This window comes from Aeromonas sp. 25-AL00135 (genome assembly GCF_054052385.1).
This window is the reverse complement of record NZ_JBSTYQ010000006.1, coordinates 221,022-242,255: the sequence shown is the minus strand read 5'-3', so window position 1 is coordinate 242,255 and position 21,234 is coordinate 221,022. Positions and strand designations below refer to the sequence as shown.

The window sequence follows — 21,234 nt, the reverse complement described above, 5'->3', positions numbered from 1 at the left end:
CTGTGCTCTGTGCTCTGTGCTCTGTTCTGTGGCGTGTAGTCACACCGCGGTTATACGCCATCTCAGTCGTCTAAAAACGGGATATAAAAAAACCGGCACGTGAGTGCCGGTTTTTCATTGCGAGCTTGCAAGGCGGGGGTTACACCACGCCCTGAGTGCGCAGGTAATCCTCGTAGGTGCCGCCGAAGTCGCGGATGCCATCTTCGGTCAGCTCCAGGATGCGGGTCGCCAGAGAGGAGACGAATTCGCGGTCGTGAGAGACGAAGATCAGGGTCCCCTGGTAGAGCTCCAGCGCCATGTTCAAGGATTCGATGGATTCCATGTCCAGGTGGTTGGTCGGCTCATCCATGATCAGGATGTTGGGGCGCTGCATCATCAGCTTGCCGAACAGCATGCGACCCTGTTCACCACCGGAGAGCACCTTGACCGGTTTCTTGATGTCGTCCTGAGAGAAGAGCAGACGGCCCAGTATGGAGCGTACAGCCTGCTCGTCTTCGTTCTCCTGTTTCCACTGGGCCATCCAGTCGAACACGTTGAGATCAGTGTCGAAGTCTTCGGCGTGATCCTGAGCGTAGTAACCGATCTGGGCGTTCTCGGACCACTTGATGGTGCCGGTATCCGGAGCCAGTGCGCCCACCAGTGTCTTGATCAGAGTGGATTTACCGATACCGTTGGTACCCAGAATGGCGACCTTCTCGCCCACTTCCATCATCATGTTGAGGCCCTTGAACAGGGGACCGTCGCCATAACCCTTGGAGACACCTTCCACTTCCAGGATGTTGCGATAGAGCTTTTTGTCCTGCTCGAAGCGGATGAAGGGGTTCTGGCGGCTGGAGACCTTGACGTCTTCAATCTTGATCTTGTCGATCTGCTTGAGACGGGAAGTCGCCTGACGGGACTTGGAAGCGTTGGCGCTGAAACGGGAGACGAAGGATTGCAGATCGGCGATCTGGGCCTTCTTCTTGGCGTTGTCTGCCAGCAGGCGCTCGCGCGCCTGGGTGGCGGCCAGCATGTAGTCATCGTAGTTGCCTGGATAGACGCGCAGCTCGCCGTAGTCCAGATCCGCCATGTGGGTACAGACAGAGTTCAGGAAGTGACGGTCGTGAGAGATGATGATCATGGTGCTTTCACGTTCGTTGAGCACCTGCTCCAGCCAGCGAATGGTGTTGATATCCAGGTTGTTGGTCGGTTCGTCCAGCAGCAGGATGTCAGGGTTGGAGAAGAGGGCCTGTGCCAGCAGCACCCGCAGTTTCCAGCCCGGCGCCACTTCGCTCATCGGGCCGTTGTGCTGCTCGAGCGGAATGCCGACACCCAGCAGCAGCTCGCCTGCGCGCGCTTCAGCGGTGTAGCCGTCATACTCGGCGACCAGACCTTCCAGCTCGGCGGCCTTCATATAGTCTTCGTCGGTGGCTTCGAGGTTGGCGTAGATGGCATCGCGCTCGGCGATAGCCGCCCACAGCTCGGTGTGACCCATCATGACCACGTCCAGTACGCGCATATCTTCGTAGGCGAACTGATCCTGACGCAACTTACCGATGCGCTCGTTGACGTCCAGGCTCACATTACCGCCAGTGGGCTCCAGATCACCACCGAGGATCTTCATAAAGGTGGACTTGCCACAGCCGTTGGCGCCGATAAGGCCATAGCGGTTGCCGCCGCCAAACTTGACGTTGATGTTCTCAAACAGCGGCTTGGCGCCGAACTGCATGGTGATGTTGTTGCTACTTAACAAGGTATGTGTCCCGATTGGTCTGTCAAATGGCGCGCATTATGGCACAGATCCCCCGAAAGTTTTAGCGAGAAGTGTGATCTTGATCGGGGCAAGCGGGGCGTGCAGCCGATTGATGGGCAATAAAAAAAGCCGGCGCGAGGCCGGCTTGGAAGGATGAACTTGATCTGTTAGTGGGAGGTAGCGCCAGAGGCACCCAGCCCGGTTTGGGAACGAACGAACTGCGGCAGGAACTTGGCATGCTCGTCGGCGGCGTTCTGGGAGCTGTCGGTGATGGAGAAGAACCAGATCCCGATGAAGGCCAAACCCATGGAGAAGAGGGCAGGGTATTCGTAGGGGAAGATGGCCTGGGCATGGCCCAGCACTTTCACCCACACGGTCGGACCCAGGATCATCAGGGTCACTGCGCTCGCCAGTCCCAGCCAGCCACCGTAGACGGCGCCACGGGTGGTCAGACGTGACCAGAACATGGAGAGGAACAGCACCGGGAAGTTGCAGCTGGCGGCGATGGAGAAGGCCAGACCCACCATGAAGGCGATGTTCTGCTTCTCGAACAGGATCCCCAGACCAATGGCAACCACACCCAGCACCAGAGTCGTCATCTTGGAGACGCGCAGTTCATCGGTCTCGTTGGCCTTGCCCTTCTTCAACACACTGGCATAGAGGTCATGGGAGACCGCAGAGGCACCGGCCAAGGTCAATCCGGCGACTACCGCCAGAATGGTGGCAAATGCCACGGCAGAGATGAAGCCGAGGAACAGACTTCCACCCACTGCATCAGCCAGGTGGACGGCTGCCATGTTGGTGCCGCCCAGCAGGGCGCCTGTGGCATCCTTGAAGGCCGGATTGGTGCTGACCAGCAGGATGGCGCCAAAACCGATGATGAAGGTGAGAATGTAGAAGTAACCGATAAAGCCAGTGGCGTAGAACACCGATTTACGCGCCTCTTTGGCATCGCTCACGGTGAAGAAGCGCATCAGGATGTGGGGCAGGCCGGCGGTACCAAACATCAATGCCAGACCGAGCGAGATGGCGGAGATGGGGTCGGAGACCAGCCCGCCCGGGCTCATGATGGCGGAGCCTTTCTCGTGCACTTTGACCGCTTCGCTAAACAGGGCGCCGATGTCGAAGTTGACCGATTTCATGACCATGATGGCCATGAAGCTGGCACCGGAGAGCAGCATCACTGCCTTGATGATCTGCACCCAGGTGGTGGCCAGCATGCCGCCAAACAGCACGTAGAGCACCATCAGGATACCGACCAGCACCACGGCCACATGGTATTGCAGGCCAAACAGCAGCTCGATCAGTTTGCCGGCACCGACCATCTGGGCGATCAGGTAGAGGGCGACCACCACCAGCGAACCGCAGGCGGAGAGGGTGCGCACTTCAGTCTGTTTCAGACGATAGGAGGCGACATCGGCGAAGGTGTATTTGCCGAGATTGCGCAGCCGTTCGGCGATCAGAAACAGGATTATGGGCCAGCCCACCAGAAAGCCGATGGAGTAAATCAGGCCATCATAGCCGGAGGTGTAGACCAGCGCGGAGATCCCGAGGAAGGAGGCGGCGGACATATAGTCACCGGCGATGGCCAGACCGTTCTGGAAGCCGGTGATACGGCCACCGGCGGCATAGTAGTCGGAAGCCGAGCGGTTGCGCTTGGAGGCCCAGTAGGTGATGAACAGGGTAGCGGCCACAAAGACCAGAAACATCACGATGGCGGCGACATTAAGGGGCTGACGCTCCACGGCGCCAGAGATTGCATCGGCCGCCAGCAGGGGAGTGGAGGCCAGTGAGGTCAACAGCAGCAACTTGCCTTTCATGATTGCACCCCTTTGAGGATCTTCTGGTTCAGTTCATCAAACTCGCCGTTGGCGCGAAAGACATAGACGCCGGTCAACACGAAGGAGGAGAGGATCAATCCTACCCCGACAGGAATGCCGCGAGTAATGGTCGACCCTTCGCTCAAGGGGGTGCCCAGCCAACCGGGGGCAAAGGCGATGAGCAGAATAAACGCCAGGTAGAGTCCCAGCATCAGAGCCGAGAGGGCCCAGGCAAAACGCTGGCGCTTGGCGACCAGCTCCTGGAAGTTGGGATCTTGCTGGATCCTCAGATAGCTTTGCTGTTCCATTGCAGTTCTCCATGACATGAGTGTCAGCGGTGGATGGGGTAACCCCGACGAGCAGGCAATCTGCTCATGTAAGCAAAATGTGAATTAAATGTTATTTCTCGACAATTAGACTTTGGGATAAGTGAGCGGCGAGCCGCAGGTCAGGCGCAGGTAGATGAGCGCGGCCGTGGTGGCATCGGCAAGGGCGTCGTGGGCGGGCAGGGATGGGAGTTCAAGGTGGCTGCAGATGGCACTTAAGTGAAGGTCAATGGCCGCATCGGGATAGCGGCGATAGAGGTGGTCGTGATAGAGCTGGCTCACCTCGATCCCTCGCTGGGGCAGGGTCAATCCCCACAATTTCTGGCAGGCAAGATTGAGAATGCGCAGGTCGTAGGCGATGTGATAGCCCACCAGTTCACGGGGGCCGATAAACGCCAAAAGTAAGCGCAGCGCGGCTTCCAGCTCCATCCCCTGTTGCAGATCCTGATGGCGCAGACCGTGGATCACTACCGATTGGCTGGTCAGGCTGGCCGGTGGCTGCACCTTGATGGCTAGGGCCTCGCCGGTCAGCAGCCGGTTACCCTGAATGCGCACCGCCCCGATGGAGACGATCTCGGCCTGCTCGGGATCGAGACTGGTGGTCTCGAAATCGAGGGCGATCCGTTCATCTTCCGGTGGGGTGGCAAAGAGCGGCGCGAACTCGCCAGTTCGGAACGCACGGCCATACCAGTAGCGTCGAACACGGCTCAACATGGCTATTGTCTCAGACGAAAGTGCAAGGTGAGCCACTGCTGGAACTTCTTCACCTGATGCAGCGCCTGACGCAACAGATCCCGCTCGCTGTGGCTGAGCTCGCTTGTCTGCACCCGACTATTGCCCCCCTTGAGCTGGCTGCGCAGCCTCAGTCGGATAAAGAGCCGGAACGCCTCTGCCAGATTGCTGCCATAGTCGGCACTGAGCCGATCGGCTGCCACCAGCGCGTCGATACGCCCCAGGGTTGAGGTCTCCAGAATGCCTGCCTCAAGGGCCAGCATGCGGATACCGTGCACCAGCGGGAACAGGCCGCCCCGCTTCAGATCCAGCCCTTCCGGTGGCTGTTCCAGCCGGCCAAACAGGGTGAGGGGGGCATGAAAGGCCACTGCCGGTCGCACCATCTCCGCCAGCAGATCCCGTCTGTCCGCCAACTGCTCGCGCAGCGCTCTGGCCACCGGCAGATGGAGCTGTCGATCCCCCGCGATGGGGTGAGCATCGGCCAGGGTGGCGAGCCAGAGCAGCTCATCCTCTTTTGCCGTGGTGCAGGCGCAGGCAATGGCGCTTTGCCACTCGATGCCTGTTTTTACCCAGGCCGGATTGTTCACCATCACCTGCCCGGGGCACAGCGGGTAGCCGAGTTGCTCCAGCAGACCGCTGAATTCGGCCAGATCGGCTGTCTGGGTGGGCCATGTCAGCCCCTCTGGCAGGATCAGGGCGTTGTCCTGATCGGTTTTGAGGATCTGCTCGCCGCGCCCCTCCGAGCCCAGCATCAGCAGGCAAACCTTATCCTGCACCTCGGAGGGGATCACCAGCGCAAAGGCTTTGGCGATCAGCTGTTCGTTGATGGTGGCGATCAGCTTCATCAAAAAGGCGGTGTGGATCCCTTGGGCAAACAGGGATCGGGTCAATTGTTGCTGCTCGCGGGCGACCGCTTCCAGCGCTGGCAGGCTGTCGGCGCGGGCGATACGCAACGTCAGCACGTGGGAGTGGGTCGAGAAGAGCCCCAGCACCTGGGTCAGTTGCAAGATCCCCGCCACCTCGTTGCCACGCCACACCACCAGTCGCTTGATACGATGGCGGGTCATCAGCAGCAGGGCATCAAACAGATAGCTCTCCAGCGGCAGACCAATCAGAGGAGTAGGGGTCAGCACCGAGAGGGGGGCCGTCAGCGGCAATCCCTTGAGGGTCAGGGCATGGAGCAAGGTCTTGCGGGTTGCCAGCGTGAGGGAGCCGTCGTGGGCCGGGTAGAGCAGGCAATCGGTCCCCTTGCTCACCATGGCTTCGGTCGCCGCCAGCAGTGACAGCTTGCTGTCGACGATAAGCGGTGCCTGCAGGTGGCCGGGTTCGATGCGGGTCAGGATAAATTCCGCCAGATTCTTCTGACCCAGCTGTTCGCGCTGCTCCTGCTGGCGCTGACGCTCGGCCAGATTGGCGGTGAAGTAGCTGGCAAACTGCGGATCCTGCTCACAAAGCGCCAGAAAGGTGTGGCGAGGAATGAGTTGGCAGAGGCTATCTTCCAGCGCGGTGAAGCGGTGGCGGCAGCGACCATCAAACTGGGCGCGCACATCGAACAGATCATCGACCCCGTAATCACCAAACTGGTGGTGAGGAGCAGACTCTTCCACGGCTCCCTTGATGATGAGATAGAGGCCGGGAGGCTCGTCTCCCTCCTTGAGCAGCAGATCCCCGGCCCGAAAATAGCAAAGCGAGAGGTGACGGGAGAGTCGCTCGCGCGCCTCCTCATCCAGTCGGTCGAACGGTGGTCTGGCAAAATTGAACAGGGTTGACATGACAGCGTCCTCTGCTGGCTTGCGGCACTCATGCAGCTCCCAGTGTGACAAAGGGAGGGGGAGGCGACCAGCCGACTTTAGTCTCAGCTGTACCGCTTGTTCACACTCTGATAACGTAGTGGTATGACCAGTGAGTCAGTTTCAAGGATCAAGGAGAGGACAAGGGAGATGGAAAAACCAAGGGTCAAGTGCGAGATCCACGACGGGATTGCCGAAGTGATGCTGACGCGGGGGGATAAACTCAATGCGCTGGACCGCGCCATGTTCAGTGCCATCGACGAGACGCTGACGCAGCTCGCCCGGCACAAGGGGCTGCGGGCGGTGATCCTGCACGGCGAGGGGCGGGCCTTCTGCGCCGGGCTGGATGTGAAATCCATGCTGAGACAGCCGGTGGCGGCGCTCGATATTCTCAAGCGCGAAGCGGACGAGGCGACCAATCTGGCCCAGCGGGTTGCCTATGGCTGGCACCAGCTGCCGGTGCCGGTGATTGCGGTGACCCAGGGAGTCTGTTTTGGCGGTGGCTTGCAGATCGCGCTCGGCGCCGATTTTCGCTTCAGCACCCCCGATTGCCGCTTCTCGGTGATGGAGATCAAGTGGGGCATCATCCCCGATATGAGTGGCTGCGTCACCATGCGCAACCTGATGGGGGTGGATACCGCCATGGAGCTGGCCATGAGCGGGCGCGAGCTGGATGCCGTCGAGGCGAAATCCCTCGGGATGGTGAGCCGGGTCTGCGCCGATCCGCTGGTGGAGGCGCGGGAGTTTGCCCGCACCCTGATCACCAAGTCGCCGGATGCACTGGCGGGGATCAAGCAGCTCTACAGCCAGGCCTGGGCCCGCAGTGACGAGGCGATGCTCAAAGAGGAGACCCGCCTGCAAAAGCAGATCCTGGGGCGACCCAATCAGTGGCGGGCCACCCTTAACAGCCTGTTTCGCTGGCGGCTGCCCTTCGGGCCGCGCCGCAATCCGCTCTGACTGCGAGCTGCACGAGCGATCTACGGTATGCCCGACTACTTGGGTGGCCTGCAGTCGGCGCTGCTCAATCAGGATGCCACCCTGTTTCGGCGCACATACTTTCTTAACGGCGCCCACATGGGGTTCATCTTCTACGCAACCGACCCGAACATGGACGACGACACCGAGGAGGAGATGAAGGAGATGATTGCGAGCAGCAAAGGGGGGGGGGGAACTTCCGCTCCATGTTCGTCAACATCCCGGACGGCAAGCCTGATGGCATCAAGTTGATTCCGGTGGGGGATATCGCCACCAAGGACGAGTTTGCGGCTATCAAGGGGATCACCGCTCAGGACGTATTGACCAGCCACCGCTCTCCAGCGGCGCTGGCCGGCATCATTCCGAGGAGGGCTCGGGGATCCCGAGAAGTACGATGCGACCTATGCCCGCAACGAGGTATTGCCGCTGTGCGAGCTTATCCAGGATGCCATCAACAGCGCGGGACTCCCTCGCTCCCTGCGGGCCGATTTTCGGGAGAATATTGGTTCAACTGTATAAACAAACAGTGTTCGCTGTGGCAAGATAGGCTGTTGATTTGCATAGAAAAGGGGGCGTAATGCGGGTTTATTGCAAAGTGTGTGGCCAGCGGGGCCGCATTACCAAGACCAACCGACTGAGCGATGATGTCTCGGATCTCTACTGCCAGTGCACTGACGCAGAGTGCGGCCACAGCTGGGTGGCCACCCTGTCGTTCGCCCACACCCTAAGCCCCTCAGCCAAGACCACCAACCAGCTGGTGCTGAGCCTGATGGGCTCACTGACGCCAGAGGGGCAGCAGCTGGTATTGAAAGGACTGGGGGCACTATAGCTCCCTTATTATTAAACTTAGATGTTAAAGTTTTTATGCAGTGTCTTCAGGAAAGCTAGACACAATTATTAATTATATAATCGGCTAAACGGTCAAATTCTTGGTCCATTTTTGACATAAGCGCCAACTGATTAGGAGCCCATCTTCCACTAACTTGAAGAGCTCTTGTGGGGTGAAAATTACTTAAATTTTTCAGAGGCACGCTTTGATAAATACTATCAGGCGCCATAACGTTCAAGTCTTCAATTTGAGCGCAAGCAGTTCTTGATACAAAACTAGGTACTGCTTGATATCCAGGGATCTGGCTTCTCAAAAGTGGGGTGAGACTCGTGTCCACAGCATCTTCAATCATTCTTAAGTGAGCTAGATCCGCGCCTACGGCAGTAGGTGTTGATGTTCCTGGTCTTTTTCTAGTATCAAAACCATTAAATAACCAGCCTGCAAATTTTGGTTTTCCTTTTGTTGAAATAAATGTGTCCTGTGGATTTCCTTGTAGGTGTCTATATTTTCCACTTTCCCAATCCTGAACGAACCTTGGCAGCATTTCCCCAATGAGACCAATACAGTAAGCAGAAAAAACATCAGCTGTGCACGGCACTAAAAAATAATCAGAGCAATACAGCGCAGACCTTACAAGTGTATTAAATGATGGTGGAACATCAATTATTACATAGTCATAATTCGTTTGATATCTTTGTATTGCAGCATTTGTAATTAGTGATGGAAGTAGGAAGCGATATAAGCCAGCACCTGAAACAACATCATTACCAACGTTTAGAAAGTCAGACATTGTATTTAACCAGAAATCACCTGGCACTATATGAATAATGCCATTCGTTGGTTGGATTTTTGGAAGGAAACAGTTGACAATAGGCAGCATATTCTGCTGGATGAAAGGCTGAACATATGCACGTATTGTAGAGCCTAATGGGGCTTGAGAAGATTTTGTTAAAATGTTCGTGAATACTGGCTCACTGAGGACAGCGATTGATAAATTACACTGTGGGTCAAAATCAATAAGAAGTACTTTTTTCCCCTTTTCAGCCAAGGATGTTGCAACATTCCAAGTTGAAGTTGTTTTTCCAACCCCACCTTTGTTATTAAATAAAGTCAACGTGATCATTTTATCCCTTTCTTAAAAGACACTATTAAGTAAAATAACAGTTTGATAGTTGTTTAAACTTAATTTACTCATTTAAAGTATGCAATGTCATTAGTGGTATAAATAACAAACATGGCCACGCGCGTATAATACTAACTCATATGAGTATGAGTCACGCTTTATCGTGTGTTAGAAACACGAATCTGTGACTCTGTTCATCCGCTCCAGCTGGCTTAGCGGCCGACGGCAACCAAGTGAGCACCAAGCTGACCAAGCTGGCTATGCCCACCCATGACACTCGAGCCTTGTTGGCCCTGATCCTTGAACTGCTCCTCCGCATCTGGCGCGTAGAGCTGCGTTACCAGAAAAAGGGGGGCATGCTTGCTGATTTCCCCCCGCCAACATGCAGCAGGGCGACCTGTTCGCCGCACAGCAGCAATATCCGCGCAGCGAGGCGCTGATGCAGGTCATTGACAAGATCAACCAGGGGCGGCTGGGGAAGGTCTACTTCGCGGCCCGCGGCCGCGACCCCCGGGAGTGGATGATGAAGCAGGAACAGTTAAGCCCCCGTTAGACCACCGCGCTCGGCGAGCTGCCGGTGGTGAAGTGAGTTCTTCAAGCCCCATCTTTGCCAAAGCACCGATACAGAGTGTGGTCACAGCTGGGTAGCCACCCTGTCGTTCACCCATACCTTAAGCCCCTCTCAGCCAAGACCGCCAACCAGCTGATATTGAGCCTGATTGGGTCGCTCACGCCAGAGGGGCGGCAGTTGGTATTGAAAGGACTTGGGGCGCAATAGCACCCTCATTTCAGCTCGATGGTGGGTTTTCTGGTGCTTGCTGTGCCTCGGAGGCATGAAGATTTACAACGTACATTGGTAAAGGGCGGCCTTTGTTTACAACTTGGTCGAGGCCGTCAAGGATGGCTAGCTGTGTATTTTCAAGATTCCCATGAGCAATTGGACGATAACAGTCTCTTTGAAGCTGGACTTTGTCATAGTCATAGTTCAAACACTGTGCAATTGTGTAAAGCATATTTGTAAATAGTTCGTCTGATTTCTTTGCCCAAAGGTCAAGCGACTCATATTCATTTTTTTGATTTAGATGGCTATTGTAGCTTTTCCAACAGTGAGTTACTGCCTGCTCATGAGATGTTTGATAACGAGTTCGAATGAAAGGCAACATTCGACCATAAAACTCTATGTCAATCATATTTAGAGCTTTCACATGGTCACGGTTGAGGCGTTCTGCTCTGGTAGACATCAGGGTTTGGAAGAGAGACATTCTGCGTGTTCTCTTCTCTTGAAGAGCCTCTATGAATTTTTGAGCTTGTACGGCAAGAATTGGTCCTATAACTACTGCAATTGTCATGACTACATCTTTGGATTCCATGTTTATGGCGTCGAGCACGTAAATACTCCTTAATGGTTCATAACACTTTACTCACCGGTGAATAGTGAGCACAATGAGTAATTTAACCGAGTGTGGTAATTTGTTAGCCTATCATAGGCCCAGATTGCTTATCATCTTTTCCGCACCAACCGAGTTGTCCTTCTCATTCAATTCTATCCATATTTTATTAAGTTCATCTTTTTTTGGGGTAAGAATGGCAAGAAGCTGTTTTTGGGTTTTCCTATCAATATTTCCCGCTAGTACTGAAAAATCGTTAAGACTGATTGAAACATCAATTTTATCGGAGTGAGTTATATGGATGTGTGGTACGTTGTGGCTCACATTCTCTTTTCTGATTTCTACTCTAACTTTATCCTTTCGCATAAGTAGAAACTCTGGAACGAACCGATTGCCAAAAAGCTCTCGCTTTCGTTCTGCCTGAGCCTTTTCTTCTCCACGATATACTTCATCACACAACTTAAGCAGAAAGCCTTCAATGCTCATATATTCTCCGAAAAACAGTGATTAGATGGAAGGTGGTATTAATTCGTTTATATAAACATCTATACAACACAGTATCACATCGGTAATCGTCACAAAAAGCTCACTTTAAAATCAGAATATTACTAACATATATCAATTGTCTAGACGTATTCGCTTGACCACCATTTTTTGCGGCAGGAGGTTTTCTTGTTGTTCATGCCAACGCCTCCCTGTAGTCGTCCTGTTCCTGCAGCCACTCCGGCGCATCCAGCCCTTCCAGTACCCTCCACATCTCTGACTGATAGGGGGCCTGCAGCATCTCTATCCAGCGGTGCGCCCCGGGGTGGCCTTGTGCCTGGTAGACCTCGTTGCACAGCTCAACCAGCATCGGCCATTCTTGGTCGCCTTCCGGTACCGCGTACCCATCCAGCAGATCCTGTTCGTCAGGCTGCCGGCCTTCTAGCTGCCAATCGGGCTCGCTTGGGGTTGCTCGGCTCGATTGCAGCTGGCCGTTTTCAAGCCAGAGGGTGTAACCATCTATCCTTACGCTTGCCCCAGCCCGCAAACGGTCTATAGAGAAGGGTGACAACCCCCATTGTTCCCTCATTATTTGGTCTGAGAAGGCATCAGTATCCGGTAGCGTACAGTTATTGTCAGAGCTCCAAGGTGCCGGGCTGTCGCCCGTCTTAACCCCAACCCCCCTCGCTGCAGCCTCGGCGGCTTTCCTGGCTCCATGGGTACCGGCAGGCACAATTTCCCACCCTTGCAGGCGGGTCTTGATGCCAAGGCGAGCGGAGGTAACGGCCATCAGGCGCTTGATGTCTTCGCCATAGCTGTTGGCCTGCTCCTCGACGAGGTGGGCCAGCTTGATGGGGTGTTCGGCGCGGGTCGCCAGTGCGCCGCCCATGGCGTGCAGATAGCAGCGAAAGATGCCGTTATCTGCGGCAAAGCGGGCCGCCTCAAAGCGTGGGTCTTGCAGCACGGGCTTGGGCGGGCCAACCAGATCGGCATGCTTCTTGGCGTTGCTGATGCGGCGCAGCTCGCGCCATACCCCGACCGGAGCGCCGCCGATCTGCTGGAAGGTGCGAATGCCCCACCAACTGGCCCATGCGACGGCATGCAAGGCGCCTTCATCAGCCGCGGTGCCGGCCTCTTCGTCGTCGTCCAGGTAGGCGCCGTCGATGTTCTTGACAATGTATTTGGCGATATAGCCCGCGGCATCCCCCTTGGCCCGGTCTATCTCTTTCCAGTCAAAGCGGGGTGTAAAGTCGGTAAAGGGTGGGCAGCCCTTGATATCCCGTACCAGTTCTTCGTGGTCATCAGTCAGGGCATAACGTTGCAGGATGCCGATCACCCGGTTGCGATCTTCCGGGCGCATAAATAGCAGCAGGTGCCAGTGCGGGGTGCCGTCGTGGTGGGCCTCGCAAACGCGAAATCCATAAACGGGCGCGTTCCACCGTTTGAGGGCCGCCCCTTGATATTTCATCAGGCGATGACCTATGCCCACTTTGCACCGGATTATCTCAATGACGCGGTCCGCTTTAACCCGCTGGAAAACCATCTTAGGCCAGCTTGATCTTCCGCGAGAATGGGCAGAAAAAAGTGTCCACATTTTGCCAATTTGGGTGTCTTTTCACGTCCCAAAGTGTCCCCTCATGTGGCACTTAACTCCTTGATTTAAATGTAACTCATTGAAGTTTTAGAAATAAAAATGGCAGCCGAGGCTGCCATTTTTTATTGATGTCTTATGTCGTTTTGATTCAGGAGGTCTTGCGATCCTGATCCGGCTCGAACTGATGGCCCGATTTCTCCAGCTCCAGGTTCTCTTCGGAGCGTTTGCCCACCCAGTAATCGGCGTTCTTGATGCCGAGCTTCTCCGGGTGGAATACGGGGTCAATACCTTGTGCCTGCTGCGCTTCATAATCCTTCAGACAGGTGAAGGCGGTTTTTTGCAGCAGCAGAATGGCGATGATGTTGAGCCATGCCATCAGGCCGACCCCGATATCACCCATGCCCCAGGCCAGATCTGCCGTCTTGACGGTGCCGTAGACGGTGGCAGCCATCAGCGCAATCTTCAGCAAGAAGGTGAGCCAAGGGCGATTAATCTTGCGGTTGATGTAGGCGATGTTGGTTTCGGCGATGTAGTAGTAGGCAACGATGGTGGTGAACGCGAAGAAGAACAGCGCGATGGCCACGAAAATGCTGCCAAAGCCCGGCATCATGCTCTCCATGGCGGTCTGCACATAGCCCGGACCTGCTGCGATACCGGCAATACCCGTGTAGATGGCGGCGCCGTCAGGCCCTTGTACGTTATAGAGGCCGGTGATCAGCAGCATAAAGCCGGTGGCGGAGCAGACGAACAGGGTATCGATATAGACGGAGAACGCCTGCACCAGACCCTGCTTGGCCGGGTGGCTCACTGCCGCAGCAGAGGAGGCGTGCGGCCCGGTACCCTGGCCCGCTTCGTTGGAGTAGACCCCGCGCTTTACCCCCCACATGATGGCCAGACCCAAAATGGCACCGAAACCGGCATCCAGACCGAAGGCGCTTTTCCAGATCAGCAGGATCACGCCCGGCAGCTGGCCGATATTGAGGGCGATGATGACGCAAGCCACGATGATGTAGCCCAGCGCCATAAAGGGCACCACGGTACTGGCGAAGCTGGCGATACGCTTGACGCCGCCGAAGATAATAAAGCCGAGCAGCAGCGCCAGACCGGCGGCGGTGACGTTCGGATCGATATTAAAGGCGGTCTGCAGGCTGGAGCCGATGGAGTTGGCCTGCACGCCCGGCAGCAGTACGCCGCAGGCGAAGACGGTCGCGATGGCGAAGGTCCAGGCGTACCACTTCATGCCAAGTCCTTTCTCGATATAGAAGGCCGGGCCGCCGCGGTATTCACCGTTGATCTTCTCTTTGTAAACCTGACCCAGGGTGGACTCCACGAAAGCAGAGCTGGCGCCGAGGAAGGCGACCATCCACATCCAGAACAGGGCGCCCGGGCCACCGAAGGTGATGGCGGTGGCCACACCTGCGATGTTACCGGTACCCACGCGACCTGCCAGGGTCATGGCCAGCGCCTGGAAGGAGGAGACACCGGCATCGGTGCTCTTGCCATCAAACATCAGACGCACCATCTCTTTCATATGACGCAGTTGCAAAAAACGGGTGCGCAGGGAGAAGTAAAGACCGACCCCCAGACACAGGTAGATGAGCGCAGGGCTCCAGATTACACCATTGATGGCATTGACGATTTCATTCATGTACAACAACTCCTTTGTTGTGTTTGTGGCGCTGTCTTGGCGAGATCTTGGCCTCGCTCTCTGTCACTGTTTTCGGCCCTGTCTGTTAACAATCCAGTTAACAAATGAGCGCGAGGTTGAGGGGTTAAGCAGAGCGCAAACACGCGCCATGCATGGCTTGTAACATATCGAGTTGTATCGGTGCTTCCCAGCGAAAAATGTTGCCTTGTTGCAAATTTGTGAATTGACAAGGGCGGGGGGATAATGGCAGGCAGCGTTTTCTATGAGTAAAGATGAGATCCTCCTTGTTGATCTGCGCCAGACAATGTGACGGGCGTAACACAATGGAAAGCAAACATGAGGCCAACAATGAAAAATGACCCTGAGACGTTGACGATCCGTCCCCCCGAGGCCGACGACGGGAGCGCCATCGCCCACCTGTTCACTCAATTGGGGTATCCTGCCGAAGGCGCTGACGTGACGACGCGCCTGTTGGCGCCGGATCCCGCGAGCGTTGTGCTGCTCGCCTCCCAGGGCAACAAGGTGGTCGGCGTGCTGGTGTGGCACAAGCTGGCACCGCTGCATGTTGCACCAGCTTGGGGCCTGATCTCGGCGCTGGTTGTCGATGAAGGGGCAAGAGGGGCGGGAGTGGGCGCAGCCTTGCTCAAGGGAGCTGAAGCAATGGCGCGGGCCGCTGGTTGCGCCCAGCTGGAACTCTCCAGCAGTCTCAAGCGCGAGGCGGCCCACCGTTTCTATCTGGCGCAGGATTATCAGGAGCGGCCGAAACGGTTCGTCAAACAGCTGTAACCTGTTTTTTGCATCAAAAGAAGGAGTAGGCGTGCTGGGATGGTTCAAATGGCTGGGTGGTCGCCCGCAAACGTCCATGAGTGAGGATGAGTTGGCGCTGTGGCGTCAGGCTCTGGCGGCTGTGCCCATCTTGCAAGGGCTCAGCGACACCGAGCAGACGACGCTTATCGGCTTGGGGCAACAGCTACTCAAGCGCAAGACCCTGACCCTGATCGGGGTAGAGCTCAGCCCACGCCAACAGGCGGTGCTGGCGCTGCAGGCGGCGCTGCCCATCTTGCATCTTGGGGCTGACTGGTATCGCGGCTTTCACGAAATCATCATCATTCCCGAGCCCGTGACCCGGCGCCAGGAAGTACAGGATGAGTTCGGGCTGGTGAGCGAGTTTGAAGAGGAGAACGCTGGCGAATCCTGGCCGCAAGGGCCGCTGGTGCTGGCCTGGAGCGAACTGCAGCAAGATGGTGACTGGGACGGCTTTAATCTGGTGATCCACGAGCTGGCCCACAAGCTCGATATGCTGGGCGGTGAGGCGGACGGTACGCCGCCGTTGCCGGGGCCGATGAGCAGCCAGCAGTGGCAACAGGCCTTTCAGAGCGCTTTCGACGAGTTGTGCCAGCAGCTCGACCGGGACGAAGTGACCGCCATCGATCCCTATGCGGCCGAACATCCTGCCGAATTTTTTGCCGTCAGCTGCGAGATCTTCTTTACCGATCCGCTGCGGCTGCAGCAGGTTTATCCCGCGGTATACCGGCAACTGAGCCAGTTCTTTAGCCAGGATCCCGCACTGCGTTTTCCCGCGACCCGTTTGCTGGCGGGGGAGGTGGATGCCGGGTCACTTGGCTGATAACCGATCTGTTGAACGTTTATTCGAAATAGTAAAAAGGCACCCGAGGGTGCCTTTTTCACAATCTGAATGGCTTGCCTATCAGGCAGCGGCTTTCAGCTGTACGGCGGCGGCTTTCTTGTGATCGCCGATCGGCATTACGGTGCGGCCGAACTGCTCGTTGATCACGGTGGCCATGGCCAGGTAGATGGCGCTGGCGCCACAGATGATGCCTTCGAAACCGGCGATGGTGCCGATCAGGGTGCTGCCTGTGAAGTCACGGGCGGCCAGCAGGAAGAACAGCACGGTCAGGGAGGCGAACACGAACTGCTTGGCGCGCGGGTAGTTGATGGTGCCAACCAGCATGAACAGGGTGAACATGCCCCACATCAGCAGATACCAACCCATGTAGGCGTGCGGAGTGGCTTCGGCCAGACCCATGGTCGGCATGATCAGCAGGAACACCAGGCTCAGCCAGAACAGGCCGTAGGAGGTGAACGCGGTCACACCGAAGGTGTTGCCACGCTTGTACTCCATGATGCCAGCAATGATCTGGGCGATGCCGCCGTAGCACAGGCCCATGGCCAGGATCATGGCGCTGATGGGGAAGAAACCTGCGTTATGGATGTTCAGCAGGATGGTGGTCATACCGAAACCCATCAGACCCAGAGGGGCAGGGTTGGCCAATTTTTCGCTCACGTGGCGTTCTCCAAAAATAGAGGTGGGGGTTAACAAAAGACGCGCGATTTTAGGCAGGCTGTGGCGCGCCCGCAAGGGGGCAAGGGGGATAAATCGTAAAAAAACTACGTGATTATTTGCATTAGCGGCCAAATGCTCACCAAGACAGGCTATTTGGTGAGCAAAAGGTGTCAAAATAGTTGAGGGGTTGTATTTTTATTACGCATTTGCGCAGTGCGGCGGCGTCACTGATCCAGTGTCAGGATCACTTTGGCTTCCTTGTCTTCTTCCTTGACCTGGCTGTCGAGCACGAACAGCCGCTCCGGGGCGATCCCCTGGCTGTCGACCAGAAACTCCTTGGTATTTTGCGCCCGGCGCATGGCGAGATTGCGCAGGGATTTGGCGGTGATGAGCTGCTGATCCCGCAGCAGGATCACCGCCTGGGCCCGCAGTGCCGCGCTCTCTTCATCCAGATGGAGGCGATCGGCCAGATCTTCCAGATCTTCGCCAAAGCGCTCTTCATAGGCCTGGGCCAGCGCCTCTTGCAGGGCGGGGTCCTGTTCCAGCAGGTCAAGATCCGCCTGATTGCCGGTGAGCTTGGCCAGTACCCGCTCCAGTTTTTGCCGTTGCAGGATGGGGCGCTCCTCGTTGAAGTTGACCTTGCCGCGAATGTTCATGCTGAGCTTGGGTCTATCCTTGAGGGCCTGCGCCAGCTTGACCAGTTTCTCCTGCTGGGTGGGGGTGAGATCGGGATCCCCCGGCAGGAAGGGAAGTTCGTCGAGATCTTCGGTGCCATCGGCCAGCGAGGCGAGCAGGGAGAAGGGGGAGGTGATCGCCTTGCTCAGGGTGTTGCCCAGCACATCCCAGAAGATATTGCCGATGCTGAAATCCGGTTGATCGAGATCGCCCTTCACCTTGAGGTTCATCTGTATCACCCCGTTGGCATCGCTTAGCAGGGCGATGGCCAGCCCCAGCGGCAGATCCTTGGCCTGATCGCTCTTGATCTTCTCGCCCAGTTGCAGCTTCTTGATGGTGATGTCGTTATCCCCCTCCAGCCGGTTGCCCTCCAGCTTGTAGTGTAGTTTCATGGAGAGCTGCCCCTTGTCGATGGCATAACCGGCATAGGTGCCCGAATAGGGGGTAAAGGTGGTGAGCTCCAGATTGTGGAAAGCGACCGCGATGTCGAGGATCGGGTTGGCGACCAGCAGGTTGGTACCGCCGCGAATGGTCACTGGCGCATAGCGATCCACCTTGCCGTTGAAGGCGAGATCGGAGCGTTGCCCCGGAATATTGCTGATATGGCGACTTTGGCCACCCAGCGAGGCGATATCGGCCACAAAATCCTGACTCAGACTGCGATCAGCAAAGCGCAGGTTGCCCTGCTCGGTGCGCAGCTGATCGATGGTGAAACGAAAGTCGGGAGCCTTGCTGCCTGCCGTCGCGTGAGTACCTTTGGTTGCCGCCGGTTGCGGCAACAGCAGCTGTTGCAGGTTGGTGGTGCCATCCTCGTTGATCTCGATGCGGGCAAAGGGCTTGTTCAGAGCAATGTCCTTGATCCGCATCTGCTGGCTGATGCCGTCATACGTCAGACCGGTGAGAGCCAGGGTGTTGAACTCCAGCAGCCGCTGATTGTCTGCCCGATCGACTACTTTGAGCCCGTTGATATCGAGCCCCCCTTGCAGGGTCAGCTTGCTCAGATCTCCCTGGGCGGTGGTGGCGAGATCAAGTCTGCTCTTGCTGCTCAGCAGCCCGCTTTGCACCTTGATGCGTACCAGATCGGCCAGATAGGGTTGTGCCAGCGTCAGGGGCAGCCCCTGCTGGTTGATGTCGCCGCTTAAGGTGAAAGGAGTCAGGGTCAGTTGGCCATCAAAGGCGAGGGGGCTGCTCTGGTTGAACTGGGTGGCCAGAGTCAGTTTGCTCGGTTGCTCCCCCTTGCTGCCCAGTGGTCCCAGCGCCAGCTTGAGGCCGGAGAGCTGGCGTGCCTGCGGTTTGCCGCTACTCGATTCGGTGAGGGTGAGATCACCCTTGTCGATAAGGATCTGCTTGATCTGCCACTGCCAGGGTTTGTCTGGCGCATGTTTCTTGCTGTTACCGGCTGTTTTTGCTTGTTGTGCCGACTTGGGCGCCGCATTGTTGGCCACCTCGTTTGCGGTGTGGGCCCCTTTGACGGGCTTGGCGGGGGCCTGTTCAATCAGCAAGTCAGCCAGATCCAGCTCCTGCTGTGGGTTGAGGGTGGCCTTGAGCAGGGGCTGTTGCAGGGTCATTTTGCCGATCTGGAGCGACTGTTTCTGGCCATCGACAGCCAATTCGCTCAGGGCCAACTGGCCGAAGCGGGCAAATTCGTCGCCCTTGTGTTTTTTAAGCTGCCAGTTGTCCAGGGTCAGCTTGCCTTTGGACAATTGCCACAGTACCCCTTGCTTGCCCTCTTTAAGCTGGTACTCCACCTCTGCATTGGCGTGGCCTTTGGCCAGATCCAGCTTGAGATAGGGTGCCCAGAGCGGGGCGAAGGGTTTCAGCTCGACCTGCTTGAGGCTCACCTTACCCTGACCCATGCCGCTCATCACATCGAGTTTGCCGTGAGCGGCGAGGCTGCTTTTGCCGTTGATGGCGGCGCTCAGCTGATAGGCGGTCGGGTGATTTGCCTCGGTGCGCAGGTTATCGAGCTTGAGGGTCACTTTTTCCAGACTGAGGGGCGGCAACCAGCCGGGTTCGCTCTCCTTGCGCTGATCCTGATAGCGCACATGCCCGTCAGTGACATTGACACTTGCAATATCGACCAGCAGCGGGGCGCTGGCTGTTTCGGGCTCGGAGGAGGGGGCAGGGGCGAGCAGGGTGGCTAGCGCATCGGTCAGATTGAGCCGAACATCCCCCTTTTTGTCTGCCAGCCGTTGCAACAGCACCACGGGTTTGGTCAGGGTGACGGCGGAAAGCACGACCCCTTTCTGCTGCCAGCTGGCTTGCAGGTCGGGGGTGATAAAGAGCTGCTCAAAACCGATGATGGGCTGCTGCTTGGCATCGAGCAAGGCAGTCGCGCCGAGAGTGAGAGAAGGGTTGCGCAGCCCTACGTCAATCTCCCCCAGCGTCAGTTGCAGGCCATAGTGCTCGGCCAGCCAGCCGGGCAGATAGCGCTGGACCAGACGGGGGGTTTGCCACAGCAGCAGAGTGATCAGGATAAGAAACAGCAGGAAAGCGTAGGCAAGGTAGCGCAGCAAGCGGAGCTTGGGGGACGCGGGCTCGGTGGTGTTCATTTGGTGCACTCCCATTTGGTTCCCGCCATGGTACAGAAAAGCTGGATAGTAATCATGGGGTTGCGTGCTGTTGTACGCCGTACTTTGTCCAAAGGCGATCCAGTTCACCCTTTTTTTGCAGCGCTGCCAGCCACTGTTCCAGCTGGGCAGGGGTAATGGGAGCCTCAGGGTGAAGGATGGCTCGGTGTTGATACTGTTGATCCCATTTTTGCGAGATCAGCAGCTGGTCGGCGGTGTCGGGGTGGGAAAGCAGATATTGGTTAAGGTAGGAAACGTTGAGAATGGCTACCTCACCACGCCCTTTGAGTAGCGCTTGCAGGGCGCTGATGTTGTCTTTGACCAGGGTGATATTGAGCTTGCGCTGCAGGTAGAGGGGATCAGCATTGAACTGGCCGATGCCGTAGTGGTAGCCGGTCACCCCGATGAGATGATGCCGAGAGGGGTCATCGAAAAAGCGCTGATCCCGGCCCGTTTTGTTCAGGGCCACATAGACCTCGCCACCACCGAGGAAGGGGGCTGTCATCTTGAATTTATCGGTGTCCCAGCCCCATTTGGTGTCTTCAAACAGCATCAGCGAGAAACGGCCCAGATCGAGCGCCTTGTAACGGTTGGCGGCCGAGGTGGGAACAAACACGAATCTTACCTCTTGCTGGATCTCGTTTAGCTTGGCGATGAGGTCCAGCGTCAGCCCTTCATAGCGGGAATCGGAGAGTTTGACCACAAAGGGGGCATAGGGGTATCCGCCAACCTTGATGAGGGGATGGCTCCAGCCAGAGAGGCTGAACAAGAGCAAAAACCAGCACCAATATCTCATGGGATCCCCAGGGCAATAGCTTGCTCCCAGATTCGGTTAATCTGCGCCAGTTTTCAAGCTGTTAAGGGAATTAACACAGCGCTGTTCGGCGGCTTCCAGCTCGGCCATCACCATCTGGATATCCTCCAGCTGCTGGCGCAGCACGCCGCGTTTTGCCTCGATCAGCTGGATCATGGAGTGAAGCTGGTTTTTGCTCGATTTGTCGGTGTCGTACATATCGAACAGCTCGCGGATCTCGGCCAGGCTAAACCCCAGCCGTTTGCCGCGAAGGGTCAATTTGAGCCGGATCTTGTCTCGATGGCTGTAGATGCGGGTTTGCCCCTCCCGTAGCGGGGTGAGCAGCCCCTCATCCTCGTAGTAGCGGATGGTGCGCGGCGTGACATCGAACTCGTGGGCCAGCTCCGAAATGCTGTAGGTGATCTCCTTGCCGGGCAGGGAACGGGACATG

18 protein-coding genes and 3 pseudogenes are annotated in these 21,234 nt (G+C 56.7%); 7 read left to right on the top strand and 14 right to left on the bottom strand.

Annotation, left to right across the window (positions count from 1 at the left end; all coding sequences use genetic code 11):
- Window positions 1–139 precede the first annotated feature (139 nt).
- From ACW5XC_RS07765 to ACW5XC_RS07745, 5 genes are all read right to left on the bottom strand, one after another.
- Window positions 140–1,732 (bottom strand): ABC-F family ATPase, encoded by a 1,593-nt coding sequence (locus tag ACW5XC_RS07765; protein ID WP_040068106.1) that lies wholly within the window; start codon window positions 1,730–1,732, stop codon window positions 140–142.
- Between the two features lie 167 nt (window positions 1,733–1,899).
- The gene (locus tag ACW5XC_RS07760) at window positions 1,900–3,552 is read right to left on the bottom strand and encodes a cation acetate symporter (protein ID WP_042052857.1); all 1,653 of its coding nucleotides are present in this window, start codon (window positions 3,550–3,552) and stop codon (window positions 1,900–1,902) included.
- Entirely contained in the window at window positions 3,549–3,860 is a 312-nt protein-coding gene (locus ACW5XC_RS07755; protein ID WP_040068110.1) for a DUF485 domain-containing protein, read from the bottom strand. The genes ACW5XC_RS07760 and ACW5XC_RS07755 overlap by 4 nt, the downstream gene beginning before the upstream one ends.
- Window positions 3,861–3,965: 105 nt before the next feature.
- Window positions 3,966–4,592: a 3'-5' exonuclease gene (locus ACW5XC_RS07750; RefSeq protein ID WP_042052855.1), complete on the bottom strand. Its 627-nt coding sequence runs from the start codon at window positions 4,590–4,592 to the stop codon at window positions 3,966–3,968.
- A gap of 2 nt (window positions 4,593–4,594) precedes the next feature.
- On the bottom strand, window positions 4,595–6,382 hold the full coding sequence (locus tag ACW5XC_RS07745; RefSeq protein WP_042052853.1) for a putative nucleotidyltransferase substrate binding domain-containing protein: 1,788 nt from the start codon (window positions 6,380–6,382) through the stop codon (window positions 4,595–4,597).
- Between the two features lie 168 nt (window positions 6,383–6,550).
- Here ACW5XC_RS07745 and ACW5XC_RS07740 point away from each other — a divergent pair, with 168 nt between their 5' ends.
- From ACW5XC_RS07740 to ACW5XC_RS07730, 3 genes and pseudogenes are all read left to right on the top strand, one after another.
- Entirely contained in the window at window positions 6,551–7,357 is an 807-nt protein-coding gene (locus tag ACW5XC_RS07740) for a crotonase/enoyl-CoA hydratase family protein (protein ID WP_042052852.1), read from the top strand.
- A gap of 18 nt (window positions 7,358–7,375) precedes the next feature.
- A pseudogene (locus ACW5XC_RS07735) lies at window positions 7,376–7,894 on the top strand (phage portal protein); the annotation flags it as partial.
- 58 nt (window positions 7,895–7,952) lie between these two features.
- Window positions 7,953–8,204, top strand: coding sequence for an ogr/Delta-like zinc finger family protein (locus ACW5XC_RS07730; protein ID WP_042052851.1), 252 nt, complete (start codon window positions 7,953–7,955; stop codon window positions 8,202–8,204).
- Between the two features lie 55 nt (window positions 8,205–8,259).
- Here ACW5XC_RS07730 and ACW5XC_RS07725 read toward each other — a convergent pair whose 3' ends face one another.
- The gene (locus ACW5XC_RS07725) at window positions 8,260–9,327 is read right to left on the bottom strand and encodes a ParA family protein (protein ID WP_074042617.1); all 1,068 of its coding nucleotides are present in this window, start codon (window positions 9,325–9,327) and stop codon (window positions 8,260–8,262) included.
- 382 nt (window positions 9,328–9,709) lie between these two features.
- On the opposite strand from ACW5XC_RS07725, the gene ACW5XC_RS07720 reads away from it, so the two are divergent.
- Together ACW5XC_RS07720 and ACW5XC_RS07715 are read left to right on the top strand one after the other, a co-directional pair.
- On the top strand, window positions 9,710–9,880 hold the full coding sequence (locus ACW5XC_RS07720) for a DUF4113 domain-containing protein (RefSeq protein ID WP_234918646.1): 171 nt from the start codon (window positions 9,710–9,712) through the stop codon (window positions 9,878–9,880).
- 55 nt (window positions 9,881–9,935) lie between these two features.
- Window positions 9,936–10,105 (top strand): annotated as a pseudogene (locus ACW5XC_RS07715) (transcriptional regulator); the annotation flags it as partial.
- Between the two features lie 10 nt (window positions 10,106–10,115).
- Here ACW5XC_RS07715 and ACW5XC_RS07710 read toward each other — a convergent pair.
- The 4 genes and pseudogenes from ACW5XC_RS07710 to ACW5XC_RS07695 all read right to left on the bottom strand — a co-directional run bounded on the left by ACW5XC_RS07710 (window position 10,116) and on the right by ACW5XC_RS07695 (window position 14,440).
- Window positions 10,116–10,715 (bottom strand): DUF6680 family protein, encoded by a 600-nt coding sequence (locus ACW5XC_RS07710; RefSeq protein ID WP_052451190.1) that lies wholly within the window; start codon window positions 10,713–10,715, stop codon window positions 10,116–10,118.
- A 93-nt stretch (window positions 10,716–10,808) separates the two neighbouring features.
- Complete coding sequence (locus tag ACW5XC_RS07705; RefSeq protein WP_042052850.1) at window positions 10,809–11,201, bottom strand: DUF4160 domain-containing protein; 393 nt, start codon at window positions 11,199–11,201, stop codon at window positions 10,809–10,811.
- Window positions 11,202–11,394: 193 nt separating this feature from the next.
- Window positions 11,395–12,651 (bottom strand): annotated as a pseudogene (locus ACW5XC_RS07700) (replication endonuclease); the annotation flags it as partial.
- A 289-nt stretch (window positions 12,652–12,940) separates the two neighbouring features.
- Window positions 12,941–14,440, bottom strand: a complete 1,500-nt coding sequence (locus tag ACW5XC_RS07695) for an alanine/glycine:cation symporter family protein (RefSeq protein ID WP_019445254.1) — start codon at window positions 14,438–14,440, stop codon at window positions 12,941–12,943.
- Between the two features lie 348 nt (window positions 14,441–14,788).
- Between ACW5XC_RS07695 and ACW5XC_RS07690 the strand changes: the two genes are divergently transcribed.
- The gene (locus ACW5XC_RS07690) at window positions 14,789–15,226 is read left to right on the top strand and encodes a GNAT family N-acetyltransferase (protein WP_042052849.1); all 438 of its coding nucleotides are present in this window, start codon (window positions 14,789–14,791) and stop codon (window positions 15,224–15,226) included.
- 76 nt (window positions 15,227–15,302) lie between these two features.
- Window positions 15,303–16,067: a M90 family metallopeptidase gene (locus ACW5XC_RS07685; RefSeq protein ID WP_042052901.1), complete on the top strand. Its 765-nt coding sequence runs from the start codon at window positions 15,303–15,305 to the stop codon at window positions 16,065–16,067.
- A gap of 81 nt (window positions 16,068–16,148) precedes the next feature.
- Here ACW5XC_RS07685 and ACW5XC_RS07680 read toward each other — a convergent pair whose 3' ends face one another.
- The 4 genes from ACW5XC_RS07680 to ACW5XC_RS07665 all read right to left on the bottom strand — a co-directional run bounded on the left by ACW5XC_RS07680 (window position 16,149) and on the right by ACW5XC_RS07665 (window position 21,233).
- On the bottom strand, window positions 16,149–16,745 hold the full coding sequence (locus tag ACW5XC_RS07680; RefSeq protein ID WP_005336948.1) for an acetate uptake transporter: 597 nt from the start codon (window positions 16,743–16,745) through the stop codon (window positions 16,149–16,151).
- Between the two features lie 224 nt (window positions 16,746–16,969).
- The gene (locus tag ACW5XC_RS07675; protein WP_042052848.1) at window positions 16,970–19,972 is read right to left on the bottom strand and encodes a DUF748 domain-containing protein; all 3,003 of its coding nucleotides are present in this window, start codon (window positions 19,970–19,972) and stop codon (window positions 16,970–16,972) included.
- A 52-nt stretch (window positions 19,973–20,024) separates the two neighbouring features.
- Window positions 20,025–20,786, bottom strand: coding sequence for a substrate-binding periplasmic protein (locus ACW5XC_RS07670; protein ID WP_042052847.1), 762 nt, complete (start codon window positions 20,784–20,786; stop codon window positions 20,025–20,027).
- A 36-nt stretch (window positions 20,787–20,822) separates the two neighbouring features.
- A complete protein-coding gene (locus ACW5XC_RS07665) occupies window positions 20,823–21,233 on the bottom strand; it encodes a MerR family transcriptional regulator (RefSeq protein WP_042052845.1) in 411 nt (136 codons plus the stop codon).
- Between the last annotated feature and the right edge of the window lies 1 nt (window position 21,234).

Bases quoted from the DNA above. Each gene is read 5' to 3' on its own strand.
- ACW5XC_RS07760 (WP_042052857.1), bottom strand. From the start codon at position 3,552: ATGAAAGGCAAGTTGCTGCTGTTGACCTCACTGGCCTCCACTCCCCTG.
- ACW5XC_RS07755 (WP_040068110.1), bottom strand. From the start codon at position 3,860: ATGGAACAGCAAAGCTATCTGAGGATCCAGCAAGATCCCAACTTCCAG.
- ACW5XC_RS07750 (WP_042052855.1), bottom strand. From the start codon at position 4,592: ATGTTGAGCCGTGTTCGACGCTACTGGTATGGCCGTGCGTTCCGAACT.
- ACW5XC_RS07745 (WP_042052853.1), bottom strand. From the start codon at position 6,382: ATGTCAACCCTGTTCAATTTTGCCAGACCACCGTTCGACCGACTGGAT.
- ACW5XC_RS07740 (WP_042052852.1), top strand. From the start codon at position 6,551: ATGGAAAAACCAAGGGTCAAGTGCGAGATCCACGACGGGATTGCCGAA.
- ACW5XC_RS07730 (WP_042052851.1), top strand. From the start codon at position 7,953: ATGCGGGTTTATTGCAAAGTGTGTGGCCAGCGGGGCCGCATTACCAAG.
- ACW5XC_RS07725 (WP_074042617.1), bottom strand. From the start codon at position 9,327: ATGATCACGTTGACTTTATTTAATAACAAAGGTGGGGTTGGAAAAACA.
- ACW5XC_RS07720 (WP_234918646.1), top strand. From the start codon at position 9,710: ATGCAGCAGGGCGACCTGTTCGCCGCACAGCAGCAATATCCGCGCAGC.
- ACW5XC_RS07705 (WP_042052850.1), bottom strand. From the start codon at position 11,201: ATGAGCATTGAAGGCTTTCTGCTTAAGTTGTGTGATGAAGTATATCGT.
- ACW5XC_RS07695 (WP_019445254.1), bottom strand. From the start codon at position 14,440: ATGAATGAAATCGTCAATGCCATCAATGGTGTAATCTGGAGCCCTGCG.
- ACW5XC_RS07690 (WP_042052849.1), top strand. From the start codon at position 14,789: ATGAAAAATGACCCTGAGACGTTGACGATCCGTCCCCCCGAGGCCGAC.
- ACW5XC_RS07685 (WP_042052901.1), top strand. From the start codon at position 15,303: ATGAGTGAGGATGAGTTGGCGCTGTGGCGTCAGGCTCTGGCGGCTGTG.
- ACW5XC_RS07675 (WP_042052848.1), bottom strand. From the start codon at position 19,972: ATGAACACCACCGAGCCCGCGTCCCCCAAGCTCCGCTTGCTGCGCTAC.
- ACW5XC_RS07670 (WP_042052847.1), bottom strand. From the start codon at position 20,786: ATGAGATATTGGTGCTGGTTTTTGCTCTTGTTCAGCCTCTCTGGCTGG.
- ACW5XC_RS07665 (WP_042052845.1), bottom strand. From the start codon at position 21,233: ATGTCCCGTTCCCTGCCCGGCAAGGAGATCACCTACAGCATTTCGGAG.